This window comes from Arthrobacter sp. AB6, assembly GCF_031844545.1.
Classification (GTDB): Bacteria; Actinomycetota; Actinomycetes; order Actinomycetales; family Micrococcaceae; genus Arthrobacter.
On record NZ_JAUZVL010000001.1, the window covers coordinates 180,814 to 197,945 of the forward strand.

Consider the following 17,132-nt stretch of genomic DNA (forward strand, 5'->3'; position numbering starts at 1 on the left):
AGGGCTGCCCGCCCGCGGGATGCGCCCGGCCGCTACAGCGTTTCCGCCTTCGCCGCTATCTCCGTGAGGTCCTTGGCCAGGGCTTTGCGGGTGGCTGCCATGCCCATCCTGCCGAACAGCAGCATCATGATCCTGCTGGCCAGGGTGGGCTTAATGACCTCGGCGCCGAAGGTGAGGGTGAGGTCCGTTCCGCCGTCGCGCGGAGCCAGGCTGAAGCGCGTGGTGTAGTCCGCGCCGCCCTGGACGGCCTTGACGGTGGTGCTGCGGTTCCGCTCAGCTTCCGCCACCCACATCTCCACCGTTTCCGCTTTGCCCAGCATCTTCCGCGTCTCCTTCCAGCGGATTCCCTCACCATAGGGGCCGTCCGTGAGGAGCTGGACCGAGTCCACGCCGGAGAGGGTGGCCGCGGAGCCCGGGATGTCCGTGATGACGGACCAGACTTTCTCGGGTGACGCCTGGATGTGCTGGGTGAGGCTGAGGCTGTGGTCCATGGTTTCGAGCCTAGCGGCGGCTACGGAGAATCAACAGGAGCCGCCCGCGGCGGTGTCAGGGGACTTGAATTAGTAAGCATGCTTCGTGTTACTGTGAAAATGCATTGTTTGATCAACGGAAACGAAAGGAGGCCACCACCATGGGCCTCGGAGACAAGATCAGTAACGCAGCGGAAGACATGGGCGGCAAGGCCAAGGAAGCGGCCGGCAACGCCACCGATATTGACCGCCTGAAGGCCGAAGGCCAGGCGGACCAGGTCAAGGCTGACGCCAAGAAGGTCGGCGAAAGCGTCAAGGACGAGTTCAAGCGCGACTAGCTCCCGTTTGCCGCAGCCCCGGAGGACCGGGCGGCTGCAGCAGAGCGAAACGGCGGTGGATCCCACGGGATCCGCCGCCGTTCTGTTTGCCCGGCGCTTGAGGGACCAGGGGCCCGTCACCAGCCGCTGCGGGTTGGGGTGTGCCCCTGCCGGGAGTCGTCCGGCATCGTCATTTCGGCCCGCAGCCCGAGGAGCCTGACGGGGCGGCCCGGCTCGATCTTCGCCACCAGGTCCAGGACCCGGGCGAGCACTTCCGCCGGGTCCGAGGTCTCGGGGATTTTCCGGGCGTACGTCTTGGTGATGAACGGCGCGTAGCGGACCTTGAGCGTCAGCCCGACCACCGGCCGGCCCTCTGCCGCGACATCCTCCAGCACGTGCGCTGCCAGCTCCCTGACGGCGTCGTCAATCTGCCCCGGCCCGGTCAGGTCGCGCTGGAAGGTGGTTTCCCGGCTGTGCCCGCGCGCCACCCAGGGCGTGTCATCAACGGTCTGTCCGCCGTCTCCTCGTCCCAGCTGCGCATACCAGGGACCCATCTTAGGGCCGAACTCGGGGACAAGATCGTCAGGGTTGGACGCTGCCAGCTCGGCAACCGTCCTGATGCCAAGCTTGGCGAGGCGCTGGGACACTTTCGTTCCCACGCCCCACAGCTCGATGGTGGGGCGGCCTCCCATAACGTCCAGCCAATTGCCTTCCGTGAGCCGGAAGACGCCGGCCGGCTTGCCGAACGTCGTCGCCACCTTGGCGCGGACCAGGGTGTCGCCGATGCCCACGCTGCAGTGCAGGCGTGTCTCCTCGAGGACGGCCCGCTGCAGTTGCCGGGCGTAGGCCTCGGGATCCGCCGTCCGCACCCCGACAAACGCTTCGTCCCAGCCGAGCACCTGGACGGTAGCGCCCGGCTGCGAGCGCAGCACCGCCATGACCTGCTCGGACGCCTCAAGGTAGGCCTCCTGGTCGACGGGCAGGATGACGGCGTCGGGCACTTTCCGCGCCGCGACGCGCAGCGGCATCCCCGAGCCGACACCGTAGGCCCGGGCTTCGTAGGACGCCGTGGACACCACCGCCCGTTCGGCGGGATCGCCGCGGCCGCCAACGATCACCGCCTTGCCCGCAAGCTCGGGCCGGCGGAGCACTTCCACCGCCGCGATGAACTGGTCAAGGTCCACGTGCAGCACCCAGGGTTCGCCCACAGGCCCCAGTCTGCCCCGGCGGCGCGCTCCGCACCACCGCTCCCCACCATCCATTGCTCCGCACCTGCCGTTCTGGGACGTTATAACGGCAGGTGCGGAGCAATGGATGGGGAAACGCCGACGGCGGGACTCCCCTCCCAAGGGGCGTCCCGCCGTCGTACGTACTGCTTGGGTGAACCGTTAGCTGTACAGCTCGCTCTTCGGTTCGTTGTTCTTGACCTTCTGCCAGCCCAGCCACAGGAGCAGAGCGAAGAGCGGGATGCTGCCCAGGGTCCAGAGGCCCAGGTAGAACACTTCGCCGGTGGCCTTGTTGGTCATGGTGTCGAAACCGATCAGGACAGTGATGGCCAGCAGGCCCACCAAGCCGGCCCAGCTGGTCCACGGCGAACCGGGCATCGGCAGGCCGGACGTGACACCCTTGCGGCGGCGCAGCACGATCTGGCTGGCGAAGATGGAGCCCCAGCAGAAGATCACGCCGATGGAGGCTGTGTTCAGGGCGAGGTCGAACGCGTGGGAGCCGCCCAGCCAGATGTTGAGCAGGATGCCCACCAGGTAGAACGCAGCGACGGCGAGGATGGCTGCGAACGGCACGTGGCGCTTGGACATCAGGGTGAGCCACTGCGGGGCGTGCCCGTTGTTGGCCATGGTGCGGAACACGCGGCCAATCGAGTAGAGGCCGGAGTTGCAGGAGGACAGCGCGGCGGTGATGACGATCATGTTCATGACGTCACCCACCCAGCCAAGGCCCATCTGGCCGAAAACGGTGACGAACGGGGAGGTACCGGCCTTGTACTGGTCCGACGGCAGCAGCATGGCAAGGAGCAGGACGGAACCGACGTAGAACACCACAATGCGGAGGACGACGGCGCGGATCGCCTTGGGCACTTCGCGTTCCGGATCCTTCATTTCACCGGCAGTGATGCCCACCAGTTCAATGCCGTTGTAAGCGAAGATGACGGCGTTGAGGACGAGGACCATCACCAGGGCGCCCTTGGGGAACATGCCGCCTTCCGCGGCGAACAGGTTCGCTACGGAGGCGTTGCCGTCGCCCACCTGGGCGTTGGTGAGGACCATGAACGTGCCCACGGCCAGGAAGATCAGGATGGCGCCCACCTTGAGGCAGGAAGCCCAGAATTCGAATTCACCGAATGCCTTGACGCTCAGCAGGTTCACTGCCACGAGCAGCAACAGTGCGGCGATGGCGGAGGCTTCCACGGGGACATTCGGGAAGAAGAACTGGAAGTACAGGCCGATGGCGATCAGTTCGGCGATGCCGGTCATGCCCCAGTTGATGAAGTACATCCAGCCGGACAGGAACGCGCCCTTCTTGCCGAACATTTCACCGGCGTAGCTCACGAAGGAGCCGGAGGTCTGGCGGTACATGATGAGTTCGCCCAGGGCCCGCATGAGCAGGTAGGCGATGACGCCGGCGATGGCGTAGGAGAAGATCAGGGCCGGGCCGGTGGAGGCAAGGCGGCCGCCGGCACCCATGAAGAGGCCGACGCCGATTGCGCCGCCCATGGCGATCATGGTGACGTGGCGCCGGCCCAGGGTCTTGCTATAGCCCTCGGCGCTGAGAGTGGGGTCGACGGCGACGGATGGGGCCGTGCGGTTCTGAAGATCTGTCGGGGTAATTTGAGGCACAACGATTCCTTGTGGGTTGGGGGTTGGCCGCATCCGGACTACAGCATGATCCAGCTCACAAAATTCGGGCTTAAGCCGTTGGGGCGACCGTTTGTGAGCGCAATCCTCCGTAAAGCCGAAGCTTCGCGCGGCTCGTCCATCCTACAAGACGATGAGGGGTGCTACGTGACGCGCGCTACACCGCGGCCGTCCGGAGCACCAGGTTCTGCTCCCCGTCCAGGGATATCCGGTAGGTCCGCAGGGGTTCCGCGCCGGTAGTGGAGCACCCGGAGGTGAGGTCAAAAGCGTGCTGGTGCAGCGGACAGATGACCACCTGCCGGTCCACGGTGCCGTCCGCAACCGGCCCGCCCCGGTGGGGACAGACGCCGGAGACCGCCCGCAGTGAACCGTCACGCAGCCGGAAGACGGCCACCTGCTCGCCGCCCACCCCGAAGGCCCGCCCCTCGCCCAGCGGAATCTGGTCCACCGGGCCCAGGACATGGGCGGTGGTTCCGGCGCTGCTCATCGGACCGGCACCTGCGGGAGGGCGGTCAGGGGCAGCGAAGTCCTGAACTGCCCCGGCGTTTGCGGGTCATCACGTTCCAGCCAAGGATCAACGTAGCTGTCCACCGAGGCCTGCATCGCTTCATCAAGCCGGCCGGCGATCCCTTCTGCGTCCTGCACGATGACGGCACGCAGGTGTTCGATACCCACCCGCGGGACGAAGGCGTAGGTCCGTTCCAGCCAGTTGGCCTGTTCCCGGTAGTACTGCATGAACCGGCCGGTGAGGACCTTCACCTCGTCCGGGCTGTCCACGGTGGCCAGCAGGTCTCCCTTGCGGATATGGGCACCGGCGGCTCCGCCCACGTAGATCTCCCAGCGGCCGCCCTCCACCGCCACCACGCCCACGTCCTTCACCAGCGACTCGGCGCAGTTCCGCGGACAGCCTGAGACGGCGAGCTTCAGCTTGGCCGGTGACTCGAGGCCCTGGAAGCGGGATTCGATCTCGATCCCCAGCTTGGTGGAGTCACCGGTGCCGTAGCGGCAAAAGTCCTTCCCCACGCACGTTTTCACCGTCCGGAAACTCTTGCCGTAGGCATAGCCGGAGGGCATGTCCAGGTCCGCCCAGACCTGCGGCAGGTCCTCCTTTCGGATCCCCAGCAGGTCGATGCGCTGCCCGCCGGTGAGCTTGATCAGCGGGACGTTGTGCTTCTCCGCCACGTCCGCGATCCGGCGCAGCTGCTGGACCGACGTCACGCCGCCCTTCATCTGGGGCACCACGGAGAAGGTGCCGTCCCGCTGGATGTTGGCGTGGACCCGGTCGTTGATGAAGCGGGCGTCGCGTTCGTCGATGTACCGGTCCGCCAGCATCATCTTGAGCAGCGAGGCGAGCCCCATCTTGGACTTTGCGTCCTCCGCGCCGCCGGGCGCCAGCGCCTGGAACACCGCCGAAACTGACCGCAGGCCGCGGGCCCGGACCTCTGCCATCAGCGCCTGCTTGTCCAGGGGGATGCCGGGGACGTAGTAAGCGGCAGCCGGGTCCTCCTCCACGGCCCCGTCCGCCGCCCATTCCACCACCTGCCTGACCAGGAGCTTGCAGGAGCCGCAACCCTTGCCGGCGCGGGTGGCGTCCATGGCCCCGGATACCGAGGTGCAGCCGCCCTTAACCGCCCCCACCAGGGCCTTCTTGCTGACGCCGTTGCAGTTGCAGACCTGCGCGTCATCGTCGAGCTCCGCAATCCCGGTCTCCTCCCCGGGCGTGCCAAGATCGAACATCAGCCCGGTCCGCTCCTCGGGCAGCGGCAGCCCGCGGTCGAACGCCTGGGTCAGGTAGGCCACCTTGCGGCTGTCCCCCAGGAGGGTGGCGCCCACCATCTTGTTGTCCCGGACCACAATGGACTTGAAGACCCCGCGGCTGGGCTCCGAGAAGACGATGTGTTCGTCCGTCTCAAGTTCCGGCCCGTGCAGGCCCATGGAAGCCACTTCGACGCCGGCCACCTTCAGTTTGGTGGCGGTGCGCGAGCCCAGGTACGCGGCGCCCGTGTCCGTCCCCGTCACGTGGTTGGCCAGCACCACCGCCTGCTCCCACAGCGGGGCCACCAGCCCGTACACCTCGCCGCGGTGCTGGACGCACTCCCCCACCGCGTAGATGTCGTCCTCGTCCTGGACCCGCAGGCTGTCGTCCACCACAATGGCCCGCTCCACCGGGAGCCCGCTGAGGATAGCGAGGTCAACGTTGGGACGGATCCCGGCCGCCACCACCACCATGTCGCACTCAATGTCCGGCCTGTCGCGGAGGCTAACGCCGGTCACCCTGTCCGTGCCAAGCACGGCCGTGGTCCGGCAGCCGGTCAGTACCCCGATGCCCAGCGCCTCAACGCTGCGCCGGAGGACGGCCCCGCCGTCGGGCCCCATCTGTGCGCTCATCAGGTGGCCGCCCGAGTGGACCACGTCCACGCCCAGCCCGAAGCTGCGCAGCCCGGCGGCGGCCTCCAGCCCCAGCAGGCCGCCGCCAATCACCACGGCGTGCCGGTGCTGCTCCTGCTGCGCGTGCGCAGCCATCTTGCGGGTGTCGTCGATGGTGCGGAAGCCGAAGACTCCCTGTTTCACGGACCCGCCGGGCGTGTAGAGGCCGTCCATCGGGGGCATGTGCGAGCGGCTGCCGGTGGCGATGACCAGGACGTCGTAGGGCGTCACCCGGCCGTCGCTGGAAAACACCTGCTTGGCGAACCGGTCGATCCTGTCCGCCCGGACCCCGGCGTGCAGCGTGATGCCGTTGTCCTGGTACCAGGACAACGGGTTGAGGAAAATGTCCTGGTCGCTTTCCGCCCCGGAAAGGACGTGGCTGAGCATGATCCGGTTGTAGTTTCCGTAAGGCTCGTCCCCGAACACGGTGATGCTGAACTGCTCCGCACCGCCCCGGGCCAGGATCTCCTCCACGGCCCGGGCCCCCGCCATCCCGTTGCCGATGACCACGAGGCGCCGACGGCTGTCCCGGCCACCGGACCGGGACCGTGGCCTGGCGAGCGGCGGGGTGTGCACCCGTGCTTGCGCCGGTGCCTGCACCCTCTCCGCCACGCTGCCCATCAGTGCTCCACCATGCCCAGGTCGATCACCACGGATCCGTGGACGCCCTCCGGAGCCGCCAGGTACAGCTCGATCACCGAGCCGCCGTCGATGTCCTCCACCACGCGCAGCGGAACGTGGACCTCGCTTTTTGCGCCGATGGGGAAGTAGCGCATGGGAACGCCGTTGCGCATGAGCACCACGGCGATCAGCTCACTGCTCGAGTTGCCGCCGCGAAAGTACAGCGCCTGGTTGATCACGCCGTCCGGGACATAGTGCGAGAGCTCGCTGTGCAGGGGGACGGGCTTCTCCATGCCCACGCCCTGGAAGTGGTAAATGCCTTGCAGGAAAAGGTTCTTGGTGATCACGGACAGATCCTTTCGGCCGGCGGAAAGACGGGCATGGGCCCCATTTTCCGCCGCCGATGTTTCCGGCCGCCGGTCCCCCGGTAAAGACTGCTTTACGCGGTTCTCACCGTTCACCAGGCCTGGCCGCTGCCCCAAATGCGTGACTTATGTCCTGCCAGGCGGGAGGAGACCCCGCCATCCCGGGGCAACTGCCCCACCGGGCGGCCAAAAGTGACGCATTCCGGTCGGGATTTCCCGTTGGTTGCCCGGGCCTGCCCCTAAGCCGGCGCGAGCACGCCCTTGTCCATGGAGTACCGGAGCCAACGCCCGGCACCGGCGCTGCCGCCCGGGGTCCCTGCTGCGCCGGCGGCCGCCCCACGGCTGCGCCGCGCGCCTGCAGCGAACCATTCCCGCAGCGCCCTGTCATGGCTAACCATCACCAGGGTCCCGGCGAAGTCCGCCAGTGCCGCCTCCAGCTGTTCCACGAGCACGGGCGCCAAGTGGTTGGTCGGCTCGTCCACCAGCAGGGTGCCGTAGCCGCCCAACAGCAGCCGCGCCAGTGCGAGCCTGCGCTGCTGGCCGGCGGAGAGGCTGCCCACGGGGACGTGGAACTCGCTGGTGCGGAAAAGGCCAAGTCGGAGCAGGGCCTCGGCGTGCTCGTCGATGGTGCCGCCGAGGCCCGCCGCGAAGGCCGGCAGCAGCCGCAGGGTGGGCCGTGGCGGCAGCTCCAGCTCCTGCTGCAGGTAGCCGATCCGGTCTGGCCGCGTGACGGAGCCGGCTGCCGGTTCCAGGGTTCCCGCGAGCACGGAGAGCAGCGTGGACTTGCCCGCGCCGTTGGGCCCGGTAATGAGGATCTTCTCGCCGGCGCCTGCCTGGAAGTCTGTGGTGCCCAGCCGGCCGGGCACGCTCACGTCGCGCGCAGCCAGCACGGGGCCGCCATTCTGCGTTGCCCCGGACGGCACCGGGCCGGCAGCGGGGAGATCCAGGTCGACATTCAGCCGCAAGGGTACGGGCGGGCGGTCCACCGGGCTCGCTTCAAGCCTGCGGAGCCGCTCCTGGGCATTCCGGACCTGGCTGCTGGCTGCCTTCTGCCAGGTGCCCGCCTTGAAGTCGAAGCCCATCTTGTCGCCATCGCGTTTGCGGCCGTAGCCCATGGTCCCTGCCACAGTGTCTGCCTGCCGTTTTTCGGACTCCATCGCGTCAAGCCAGGTGTGGTACCGCTGGACCCAGCGTGCGCGTTCGGCTGCCTTCTCCCGAAGGTAGCCGTCGTACCCGTTGCCGTAGCGGGTGACCGCACGGCGCTCGGCATCCACTTCGATGATGGTGGACGCCACCTTGCGGAGGAGCACGCGGTCGTGGGACACCACCACCACCGTGCCACGGTGGGCCGCCAGCCGGTCCTCCAGCCAGGCGGTTCCGCGGGCGTCCAGATGGTTGGTGGGTTCGTCCAGGAGCAGGATGTCCGCCGGATCGGCCAGGACACAGGCCAGGGCCACGCGTTCCTGTTCCCCGCCGGACAGGGATCCCAGCAGGCGGTTCCGGTCCAGGCCGCCCAGGCCCAGCCGGTCCAGGGCGGCCTCCACCCGGGGTTTCGCGGCGTAGCCTTCGCGCAGCTGATACTCCGTCTGCAGCCGGCCGTAAGTGGCCAGTTCGTCTTCCCCGGCGTCGGCGAGGTTGGTCTCCAGCCGGTCAAGCTCCGCTTCGAGGGCACGCAGCGAGGCAAGGGAAGCGTCGACGGCGGCGCCCACCGTGAAGGACTCGGGCAGGCCATGGGTTTGGGCCAGGTAGCCCACCCTGCCTTGGATCACCACGGCGCCTTCGTCGGGCGCTTCGAGGCCGGCCAGGATCCGGAGCAGGGTGGATTTGCCTGCACCGTTTTCGCCCACCACGGCAACGTGCTCGCCAGCCGAAATCACCAGGCTGATGCGGTCCAGCAGCCGGCGGTCGCCATAGCCATGGGAGACGTCCGAAAGGTTAAGGTGTTCAGTCAAGGGAAGTCCTCGCAAAGTTCCGCAGTGTGGCCGCCGGAGCTGAACGGGAGTTTTCATCCAGCGCTCGACGGCGGCCTTGGTTTGGGAGAACAGCCGGCGTGGGGCCGGGGCTGCTGGTCAGGACTTCATCGCTCCAGACTGCCCCGATTGAAGCCACCGAGTCAAGCTGCAGCGAGGGCGGCGGCCTTCCTGCGCCGGGCTTTCGCCAGGCGGGTGCCGATCAGCCCCTGCCGCGGGCTGAAGAGGTAGACGACGGCGAACACCACTCCCTGCGTCAGCACCACCATAGCGCCGGAGGCCGTGTCCAGGTAGTAACTGATGTAGATGCCGGTGATCGAACAGAGCGCCGAGACCACCGGGGCGATCACCAGCATCCGGGAGAACCGGTCCGTGAGCAGGTAGGCCGTGGCGCCGGGGATGATGAGCATGGCCACCACCAGGACAACGCCCACGGTCTGCAGCGCAACCACCGAGGTCAGGGCCAGGAGGCCCAGCAGCAGCGCCCCGAGCCTCCGGGGGGATAGCCCGATGGCGTGCGCATGCGTCGGATCGAAGGCGTAGAGCGTAAGGTCGCGGCGCTTGAGGATCAGGATGGCGAAGGCCACCACGCCCAGCACCAGCACCTGGATGAGGTCCGGAATGCTGACGCCGAGCAGGTTGCCGAAGATGATGTGGTTCAGGTCCGTCTGGCTGGGCGTCACGGAAATCAGCACCAGGCCCAGGGCGAACAGCGAGGAGAACACGATGCCGATCGCGGCGTCCTCCTTCACCCGGCTGGTATTTCGGACCACCCCGATCAGGGTCACGGCGATCAGGGCGAACACCAGCGCGCCGAGCGCGAAGGGGGCGCCCACAATGTAGGCCAGGACGACGCCGGGCAGCACCGCGTGGGAGACGGCGTCGCCCATGAGCGACCAGCCGATCAGCACCAGCCAGCAGCTGAGGACAGCGCAGACGACGGCCGCGAGCGCGGTGGTGACGATGGCCCGGACCATGAAGTCGTAGCTGAGGGGTTCGAGGAGCAGTTCCATGGGCTAGCTCCGCCCTTCCCGGTTGAGCACGTCCAGGCCGAACGCCATGGCAAGGTTTTCGGGCTGCAGCACCACGTGCGGCGGGCCGTGCATGAGGACCCGGTGCATCAGCAGCACGGCTTCGTCGCAGAGCTGCGGGAGTGCGTGCAGGTCGTGGGTGGAAACCAGGATGGTGCAGCCGTCCGCGGCGAGCTCGCGCAGGAGCCGGGTGATGGTGGCTTCGGACCTCTTGTCCACGCCGGCGAAGGGTTCGTCCAGCAGCATGGTGGTGGCACCCTGGGCAATCCCGCGGGCCACGAAGGCACGCTTCTTCTGCCCGCCGGAGAGTTGGCCGATCTGCCGCCCGGCATAGTCCCCCAGTTCCACCCGGTCCAACGCCTCGTCCACGGCAGCCCGGTCCGCCTTCGATGCCCGGCGGGTGAAACCCTGGTGGCCGTAGCGGCCCATCATCACCACGTCGCGCACGGACAGCGGGAACTGCCAGTCCACTTCCTCGCTCTGCGGCACATAGCCGATGCCCCCTTCCCTGCGCGCCCTGGAAGGCGGCTGGCCTCCGATCCGCACCGTGCCGGCGTCGGGCTTGATCATGCCCATGATCACCTTGAAGAGCGTGGATTTCCCGGAGCCGTTCATGCCCACCAGGCCGCAGATACGCGCCGGGTCAAGCGAGAGGGAGGCGGAGTCCAGTGCCAGGACTTCGCCGTAGTGGACGGTGACGTTGTCCACCTGGATGGCCGGGAAGGTCATGGCCCCACCCCCGCGGTGAGCGCTTTGGTGATGGTGTCGGCGTCGTGCCTGATCAGGTCCAGGTATGTAGGCACGGGCCCGTCCGCTTCGGACAGGGAGTCCACGTACAGGGTGCCGCCGAACCGGGCGCCGGTGGCTTCCACCACCTGCTGCATGGGGGCGTTGGAAACCGTGGACTCACAGAAGACCGCAGGGACTTTGTTGGCCTTCACGTACTCGATGGCGCGGGTGATCTGCTGGGGCGTGGCCTGCTGCTCGGCGTTCACGGCCCAGATGTAGACCTCCTTCAGCCCGGTGTCACGTGCCAGGTATGAGAAGGCGCCTTCGCAGGTCACCAGCGCGCGCTGGGCTTCCGGCACCGCCGCAAGGCTGGTGGTCATCTGGTCCTGCACAGCCTGGAGTTTGGCTTTGTAGGCGTCCCCATTGGCCTTGAAGGCAGCGGCGTTGCCGGGGTCCAGGTCGCTGAAGGCCCGCACCATGTTGTCCACATAGGCCTGGACGTTCAGCGGCGACATCCAGGCGTGCGGGTTGGGTTTGCCTTGGTAGGAGTCCTCGCTGATCGGCATCGGCTCCACACCCTCGCTCACCACGGCGTGGGGCACGTCCAGCCCGTCCACGAACTGCGCGAACCAGGCTTCCAGGTTCAGGCCGTTATCCAGGATGAGGTCGGCCTTGGAGGCTTTCCGGATGTCGCCGGGAGTGGGTTCGTAGCCGTGGATCTCCGCCCCGGCTTTGGTGATGGACTCCACGGTGAGCTTGTCCCCCGCGACGTTCCGGGCGATATCCGCCAGCACTGTGAACGTTGTCAGCACTACCGGCTTGCTGTCGCCGTTCCCTGAGGCCCCGCCGCCGCAGGCGGTCAGCAGAAGGGAAAGCACGACGCCGGCAGCGGCCGCCGTCCTGAAGCGCACCGTCCTGCGGGCGCGGATTGGGGCGGCTACTTTGGCGCACCGAAACATAAATTTAGGCATACCGAATATTCTAGGCGAAGCACGTTTCCTCCAGCAACGCGCCCGGCCCGCCTCCCCCCTTCCCGCCCAACTAGGTAGCGCTAAGTGTCGTTTTGGAGCCGCAGAACGACACTTAGCGCTACCTAGTTGGGGGATAGGCTGAAACCATGGCGACCGCCCACCGAATACCCCCTGCTCCGCAGCCACAGCTGTACCGCTTCTCGCCGCTGGATGGGGCCACCCTGATCGTGTACGTGGCCATTGCCGGGTTCTTCGCTGTGGCCGGGGAACTCCTGGCGCCGATCCTGCGGCAGGTTGCTCCTTCCCCGGCGGCGGCTTCCTACGCGGCGAACCTGTTTTTTTACGCCACAGTGGGCATCCTGGCGCTGCTGGCGGCCCGGAAGGTGGTGGGCCGCGACCTGAAGGTCCTCGCCACGCGCCCGTGGTTCACGCTCATGATGGTGCCCGCCGCGGTGATTGCCATGCTGATCCTTACGGCCATCGTGGTGGCGGCCAGCGGCGGGGCACAGACGTCAGAGAACCAGGCGGGGCTGCAGGCGCTGATGCAGCAGGTGCCGGCCTGGCTCATGGTTCCGCTGCTTGTGGTGGTGGGGCCGTTCGTGGAGGAGTACATCTTCCGCCACCTCCTTATAGGCAAGCTGAGCCGGCGGGTGAACATCTGGATCTGCTGCGCCGTGTCGGTGGTCCTGTTCGCCGCCATGCACATCGCGGGCCGGGAAGCCATCACCCTTGCCGCCCTGCTCCCCTACCTGGCCATGGGGGCCACTCTGGTCTTCGTGTACGTCTGGACCGGGAAGAACCTGATGTTTTCCTACTTCGTCCATGCGGCGAAGAACCTGCTGGCCGTGGTGTTCATCTACGCCATCCCGCCGGAGGTTTTCGAACAGCTCCAACGGGTGCAGCCGTAGTCCACCAGCGCGGGGTCAGATAACGCCCGAAAGTGGGGCTTTTTCGGGTCAGGAGTGACCTCGCGTTGCCGTGGGCACCTACCGCAGCACCACCGGCCACCGTACCTTGGTGGGATGGGACTGAACATCCAGATCGTCGTCGACTGCAGCCAACCGCACGAACTCGCGGACTGGTGGGCTGAGACCCTGCAGTGGTCCGTGGAGCCCCAGGACGCCACCTTCATCCGTTCCATGATCGAGCAGGGCTTCGCCACGGAGGACCAGGCCATGACCCACCGGGGCAACCTGGTCTGGCGTGAGGGCTGCGCCATCCGGCCGCCGGAGGAACTGGAGTCAAGGGAGCCCGCAAGGCGTGTCCTCTTCCAGACGGCGCCCGAGGGGAAAACCGTGAAGAACCGCGTGCACTGGGACGTGAACCTGGCCGGCCGGGACAAGGACGAGGTCCGCCGCGAGCTTGAGGCCAGGGGTGCCACTTTCCTCTGGACCGCCAGCCAGGGTCCGCACTCCTGGCACACCATGGCAGATCCGGAAGGCAACGAGTTCTGCATCAGCTGAGGCCGATTACTAGACTTGGACAGTGAGCAAACAGATTCCCGCCCAAGTGTCCGACGTCTTTGACCCCATCCGCTGGCGGACCGTGGCCGGTTTCGAGGACTTCCAGGACATGACCTACCACCGGCAGGTGGAAAGGGATTCCGACGGCGGGTGGGTGCGCGACCTGCCCGCGGTGCGGATCGCGTTCAACCGGCCGGAAGTGCGGAACGCGTTCCGCCCCGGCACCGTGGATGAGCTGTACCGGGCCCTGGACCACGCACGCATGTCCCCGGACGTCGCCACCGTGCTGCTCACCGGCAACGGTCCCTCCCCAAAGGACGGCGGTCACTCGTTCTGCTCCGGTGGAGACCAGCGGATCCGGGGCAGGGACGGCTACAAATATGCCGACGGCGAGTCGCAGGAAACAATCGACCCCGCCCGTGCCGGCAGGCTGCACATCCTCGAAGTCCAGCGACTGATGCGGACCATGCCGAAGGTGGTCATCGCCGTCGTCAACGGCTGGGCGGCCGGCGGCGGGCACTCGCTGCACGTGGTGGCGGACCTGACCATCGCCTCCCGCCAGTACGGCAAGTTCAAGCAGACGGACGCCACCGTGGGCAGCTTCGACGCCGGCTACGGCTCCGCCCTTCTCGCACGGCAGATCGGGCAGAAGGCGGCGCGCGAGATCTTCTTCCTGGCCCGCGAATATTCCGCCGAGGACATGGTGCGGATGGGCGCCGTGAACGAGGCCGTGGACCACGAACGCCTCGAAGAAGTTGCCCTGGAGTACGCCGCCGATATCGCCCGGCAGTCGCCGCAGGCCATCCGCATGCTCAAGTTCGCCTTCAACCTTGCCGACGACGGCCTGGCTGGCCAGCAGGTATTCGCCGGCGAGGCCACGCGGCTGGCATACATGACGGACGAGGCGGTGGAGGGCAAGGAAGCCTTCCTGCAAAAACGCGAACCCGACTGGTCCTCCTTCCCGCACTACTTCTAGCCAGGAGCGGCATATGAACAGCGGCCCACTCAATGTAGAGCCCGCCCTCAAGGCATTAGCGGCAGCCCTCCACGGCGAGGGCCCCGCCGTCGAACTCTCCGTCGGGAGCGACGGCGCACTGGTGGTGGGGCATGTGGAAACGCCTGGCTGCGATGACGCGGTGGCGGTGGTGCGCACTTCCGGCTCCACCGGCGCCCCCAAAGCGACGGTGTTGACGGTCGAGTCCCTGGCTGCCTCCTCCATGGCTACGGCGCTGGCGCTCAAGGGCGAAGGCCAGTGGCTCCTGGCCCTTCCGGTGGAGTACGTGGCGGGCATCCAGGTGCTGGTGCGTTCCCTGTTCGCCGGCACCCGCCCGTGGGTCATGGATATGTCCCGGGGCTTCACGCCCGAAGCATTCACCGAGGCTGCCCTGGAACTGACGGACAGGATCAGGTTCACTTCCCTGGTTCCCACCCAGCTCCAGCGCCTCCTCGACGAACCGTCTCCGGAAACCCTGGCCGTGCTCCGCCGCTTCAACGCCGTCCTGCTGGGCGGCGCCCCCGCGCCGGCATCCCTGCTGGCGGCCGCCCGCGACGCCGGAGTGCGGGTCATCACCACCTACGGTTCCGCCGAATCCTGCGGCGGGTGTGTCTACGACGGCTTCCCACTGGAGGGAGTGTCCGTCCGGGTTGAGGGGGACGGCCGGATCCTGCTCGGCGGTGACACCATCGCCGCGGGATACCTCGAGACCCCGGAAAGCACCGAAACGTTCTTCGAGGAGGACGGCGTGCGCTGGTACCGCACCAGCGACCTCGGCAGCATTGACGACGACGGCCGGCTGACCGTGCTGGGCAGGGCCGACGACGTGATCATCACCGGAGGCGTTAAGGTTTCCGCGGCGCACGTCCAGGAAGAGCTGGAAAAGTCCGACGGCGTCGCGGCGGCTTTTGTGGCGGGCGTGCCCTCCGCGGAATGGGGCCAGGCCGTGGCCGCCTATGTGGCGCTGGCGGAGTCCGCACGCGGCGCCGAAGCCGACGATGCCCTGCGCAGCCGGGACCACGCCGTCGTGCTTCAGCAGGATTGGCGCCGGACGCTGGGGATCCTGGCTCCCAAAACCGTCCTGGCCGCGTCCTCGCTGCTGATGCTGCCCAACGGCAAGCCGGACCGGCTGGCCATGACCGCCGAACTGAATACCCTCCACGAGGGAAAGTAAAGTAGACCTGCACCACCCGGCAGGGCTCCCCTCCTGCCGCCCTCCCCAACCACACGCGAGGTACTGACCGTGGCTACAGCCGCACAATGGATCCAAGGCGCCCGACTCCGGACGTTGCCCGCCGCGATTGCGCCGGTGCTGATCGGCTCCGCCGCCGCCTACGAGATGGATTCGTTCCTCCTGTTCAACGCCATCCTCGCGGCGCTCGTGGCACTCCTGCTGCAGGTGGGCGTGAACTTCGCCAACGACTACTCGGACGGCATCCGCGGCACCGACGATGACCGGGTGGGCCCGCTGCGGCTTGTGGGATCGGGGGCGGCAAGTCCGGAGCACGTCAAGCGGGCCGCCTTTGGCGCGTTCGCCGCAGCCATGGTCTTTGGGCTGATCCTGGTGGTGATCACCCAGAGCTGGTGGCTCATCCTGGTGGGCCTGGGCTGCGTCATGGCCGCCTGGGGCTACACCGGCGGCAAGAACCCATACGGCTACATGGGCCTGGGCGACGTTTTCGTGTTTGTGTTCTTCGGACTGGTGGCAACCCTGGGCACCACCTACACCCAGGCCGGGCAGATCAACCTGCCCTCCATCATCGGCGCGATCGGCACCGGCCTTATCGCCACCGCCCTGCTCATGGCCAACAACGTCCGGGACATCCCCACGGACATGCAGGCCGGCAAGAAGACCCTGGCGGTCCGGCTGGGCGACAAGCACGCCCGGGAAAGCTACGTGCTGATGCTCGCAGTGGCCATCCTGCTGGTGGTGATCCTGGCTCCCGGCCGGCCCTGGATGCTGATTGTGCTGCTGCTGATTCCGGCCTGCCTGATGCCGGCGTGGCTGATGATCAACGGCCGCAAGCGCAAGAGCCTGATCCCGGTCCTGAAGCAGACCGGCCTGATCAACCTCGGCTACAGCCTGCTGTTCTCACTGGGCCTGGTCCTCAGCCACGGGTTCTAGGCTTAACCCTGTTTGCGGTCCTTGGCGTCGTTGCTGATGGCCACGTCCGGGTTGGCGTCCAGGAGGGCGTCCTCGGCGTGGGCGTCCTGGACCTCGCCGGCTGAACGCAGCGGCTTGGCCTTGCCTGAGAACCGGTGCTGCAGGGCTGCCGCTGCCGCATCGCGCTGCTTCTGGAAGAAGAGGTAGCTCACGGCGAAGGCAATCAGGGCTGCGCAGATGACGGACATCAGGGCGCCCAGGCCCAGGAGGGTGAAAAGCACGAACAGGGGCGCAAAGAGCGCCAGGCGGATCAGGGAATATTTCAAAAAGGCCACTATTCAAGTTTAGCCGCCTCCCGCCCACGGCCCCTGCGCCTCCTGACGATAGACTTAATGACATGCTCCTCCGTGTGGTTTTGGCCGTCGCAGTCCTCGCCATCTTCGTCTATGGCCTCGTCGACGTGATCCGCACCGATGCTCGCCTCACCCGCGGGATTTCCAAACCTGCCTGGATCGTGGTCATGATCGTCCTGCCGGTCATCGGCGCAATCCTCTGGCTCCTGATCGGCCGGCCCCGCGGCACTGCGGCGCAGGGCCAGAACTACCGCCACTCCACCGCTCCGGACGACGATCCGGACTTCCTCCGCAACTTGGAGGTGCGCCGCCGGCAGGAAGCCGAGGCTGCTCGCCTGAAGCGGCTGAAGGAGGAGTCGGATGCCAAGGCAAAGAACGACGACGGCGGGAAAGACAAGCACGAGTCCGACGAACACGACACCGACGGACTGAAGTAGGGGACCTGTT

At 67.2% G+C, this 17,132-nt stretch carries 18 protein-coding genes; 7 read left to right on the forward strand and 11 right to left on the reverse strand.

Translation table 11 applies throughout. From position 1 onward, the window contains the following. Window positions 1–32: 32 nt before the first annotated feature. Window positions 33–491, reverse strand: coding sequence for an SRPBCC family protein (locus Q9R30_RS00830; RefSeq protein WP_311216485.1), 459 nt, complete (start codon window positions 489–491; stop codon window positions 33–35). Between the two features lie 140 nt (window positions 492–631). Between Q9R30_RS00830 and Q9R30_RS00835 the strand changes: the two genes are divergently transcribed. Beyond that, the gene (locus tag Q9R30_RS00835; protein ID WP_311216486.1) at window positions 632–808 is read left to right on the forward strand and encodes a CsbD family protein; all 177 of its coding nucleotides are present in this window, start codon (window positions 632–634) and stop codon (window positions 806–808) included. A 116-nt stretch (window positions 809–924) separates the two neighbouring features. On the opposite strand, the gene Q9R30_RS00840 is transcribed toward Q9R30_RS00835, so the two are convergent. From Q9R30_RS00840 to Q9R30_RS00880, 9 genes are all read right to left on the reverse strand, one after another. Then, the gene (locus Q9R30_RS00840) at window positions 925–1,980 is read right to left on the reverse strand and encodes a DNA polymerase IV (RefSeq protein ID WP_311216543.1); all 1,056 of its coding nucleotides are present in this window, start codon (window positions 1,978–1,980) and stop codon (window positions 925–927) included. A gap of 195 nt (window positions 1,981–2,175) precedes the next feature. Next, window positions 2,176–3,639: an amino acid permease gene (locus Q9R30_RS00845; RefSeq protein ID WP_311216487.1), complete on the reverse strand. Its 1,464-nt coding sequence runs from the start codon at window positions 3,637–3,639 to the stop codon at window positions 2,176–2,178. A gap of 175 nt (window positions 3,640–3,814) precedes the next feature. Next, on the reverse strand, window positions 3,815–4,144 hold the full coding sequence (locus Q9R30_RS00850; RefSeq protein WP_311216488.1) for a Rieske (2Fe-2S) protein: 330 nt from the start codon (window positions 4,142–4,144) through the stop codon (window positions 3,815–3,817). After that, the gene (nirB, locus tag Q9R30_RS00855) at window positions 4,141–6,705 is read right to left on the reverse strand and encodes a nitrite reductase large subunit NirB (protein ID WP_311216489.1); all 2,565 of its coding nucleotides are present in this window, start codon (window positions 6,703–6,705) and stop codon (window positions 4,141–4,143) included. Before nirB ends, Q9R30_RS00850 begins: the two co-directional genes overlap by 4 nt. Continuing rightward, window positions 6,705–7,052, reverse strand: a complete 348-nt coding sequence (locus Q9R30_RS00860) for a molybdopterin oxidoreductase (RefSeq protein ID WP_139030280.1) — start codon at window positions 7,050–7,052, stop codon at window positions 6,705–6,707. Before Q9R30_RS00860 ends, nirB begins: the two co-directional genes overlap by 1 nt. Window positions 7,053–7,309: 257 nt before the next feature. After that, window positions 7,310–9,022, reverse strand: coding sequence for an ABC-F family ATP-binding cassette domain-containing protein (locus Q9R30_RS00865; RefSeq protein ID WP_311216490.1), 1,713 nt, complete (start codon window positions 9,020–9,022; stop codon window positions 7,310–7,312). A 161-nt stretch (window positions 9,023–9,183) separates the two neighbouring features. After that, a complete protein-coding gene (locus tag Q9R30_RS00870) occupies window positions 9,184–10,053 on the reverse strand; it encodes a metal ABC transporter permease (protein WP_104998939.1) in 870 nt (289 codons plus the stop codon). Between the two features lie 3 nt (window positions 10,054–10,056). Then, entirely contained in the window at window positions 10,057–10,800 is a 744-nt protein-coding gene (locus tag Q9R30_RS00875) for a metal ABC transporter ATP-binding protein (protein WP_104998940.1), read from the reverse strand. Further along, window positions 10,797–11,771, reverse strand: a complete 975-nt coding sequence (locus tag Q9R30_RS00880) for a metal ABC transporter substrate-binding protein (RefSeq protein WP_199775274.1) — start codon at window positions 11,769–11,771, stop codon at window positions 10,797–10,799. Before Q9R30_RS00880 ends, Q9R30_RS00875 begins: the two co-directional genes overlap by 4 nt. Before the next feature lie 146 nt (window positions 11,772–11,917). Between Q9R30_RS00880 and Q9R30_RS00885 the strand changes: the two genes are divergently transcribed. The 5 genes from Q9R30_RS00885 (at window position 11,918) to Q9R30_RS00905 (ending at window position 16,353) form a co-directional block, all read left to right on the forward strand. Continuing rightward, the gene (locus Q9R30_RS00885; protein WP_104998942.1) at window positions 11,918–12,679 is read left to right on the forward strand and encodes a CPBP family intramembrane glutamic endopeptidase; all 762 of its coding nucleotides are present in this window, start codon (window positions 11,918–11,920) and stop codon (window positions 12,677–12,679) included. Window positions 12,680–12,793: 114 nt separating this feature from the next. Continuing rightward, a complete protein-coding gene (locus Q9R30_RS00890) occupies window positions 12,794–13,234 on the forward strand; it encodes a VOC family protein (RefSeq protein WP_311216491.1) in 441 nt (146 codons plus the stop codon). 22 nt (window positions 13,235–13,256) lie between these two features. Next, entirely contained in the window at window positions 13,257–14,210 is a 954-nt protein-coding gene (locus Q9R30_RS00895) for a 1,4-dihydroxy-2-naphthoyl-CoA synthase (RefSeq protein ID WP_104998944.1), read from the forward strand. 13 nt (window positions 14,211–14,223) lie between these two features. Continuing rightward, complete coding sequence (locus Q9R30_RS00900) at window positions 14,224–15,402, forward strand: AMP-binding protein (RefSeq protein WP_311216492.1); 1,179 nt, start codon at window positions 14,224–14,226, stop codon at window positions 15,400–15,402. A 69-nt stretch (window positions 15,403–15,471) separates the two neighbouring features. Further along, window positions 15,472–16,353 (forward strand): 1,4-dihydroxy-2-naphthoate polyprenyltransferase, encoded by an 882-nt coding sequence (locus Q9R30_RS00905; RefSeq protein ID WP_311216493.1) that lies wholly within the window; start codon window positions 15,472–15,474, stop codon window positions 16,351–16,353. 2 nt (window positions 16,354–16,355) lie between these two features. On the opposite strand, the gene Q9R30_RS00910 is transcribed toward Q9R30_RS00905, so the two are convergent. After that, window positions 16,356–16,667, reverse strand: a complete 312-nt coding sequence (locus Q9R30_RS00910) for a DUF4229 domain-containing protein (RefSeq protein ID WP_199775275.1) — start codon at window positions 16,665–16,667, stop codon at window positions 16,356–16,358. 62 nt (window positions 16,668–16,729) lie between these two features. Here Q9R30_RS00910 and Q9R30_RS00915 point away from each other — a divergent pair, with 62 nt between their 5' ends. Further along, window positions 16,730–17,122, forward strand: a complete 393-nt coding sequence (locus Q9R30_RS00915; protein ID WP_104998948.1) for a PLDc N-terminal domain-containing protein — start codon at window positions 16,730–16,732, stop codon at window positions 17,120–17,122. The last annotated feature ends 10 nt before the right edge of the window (window positions 17,123–17,132 follow it).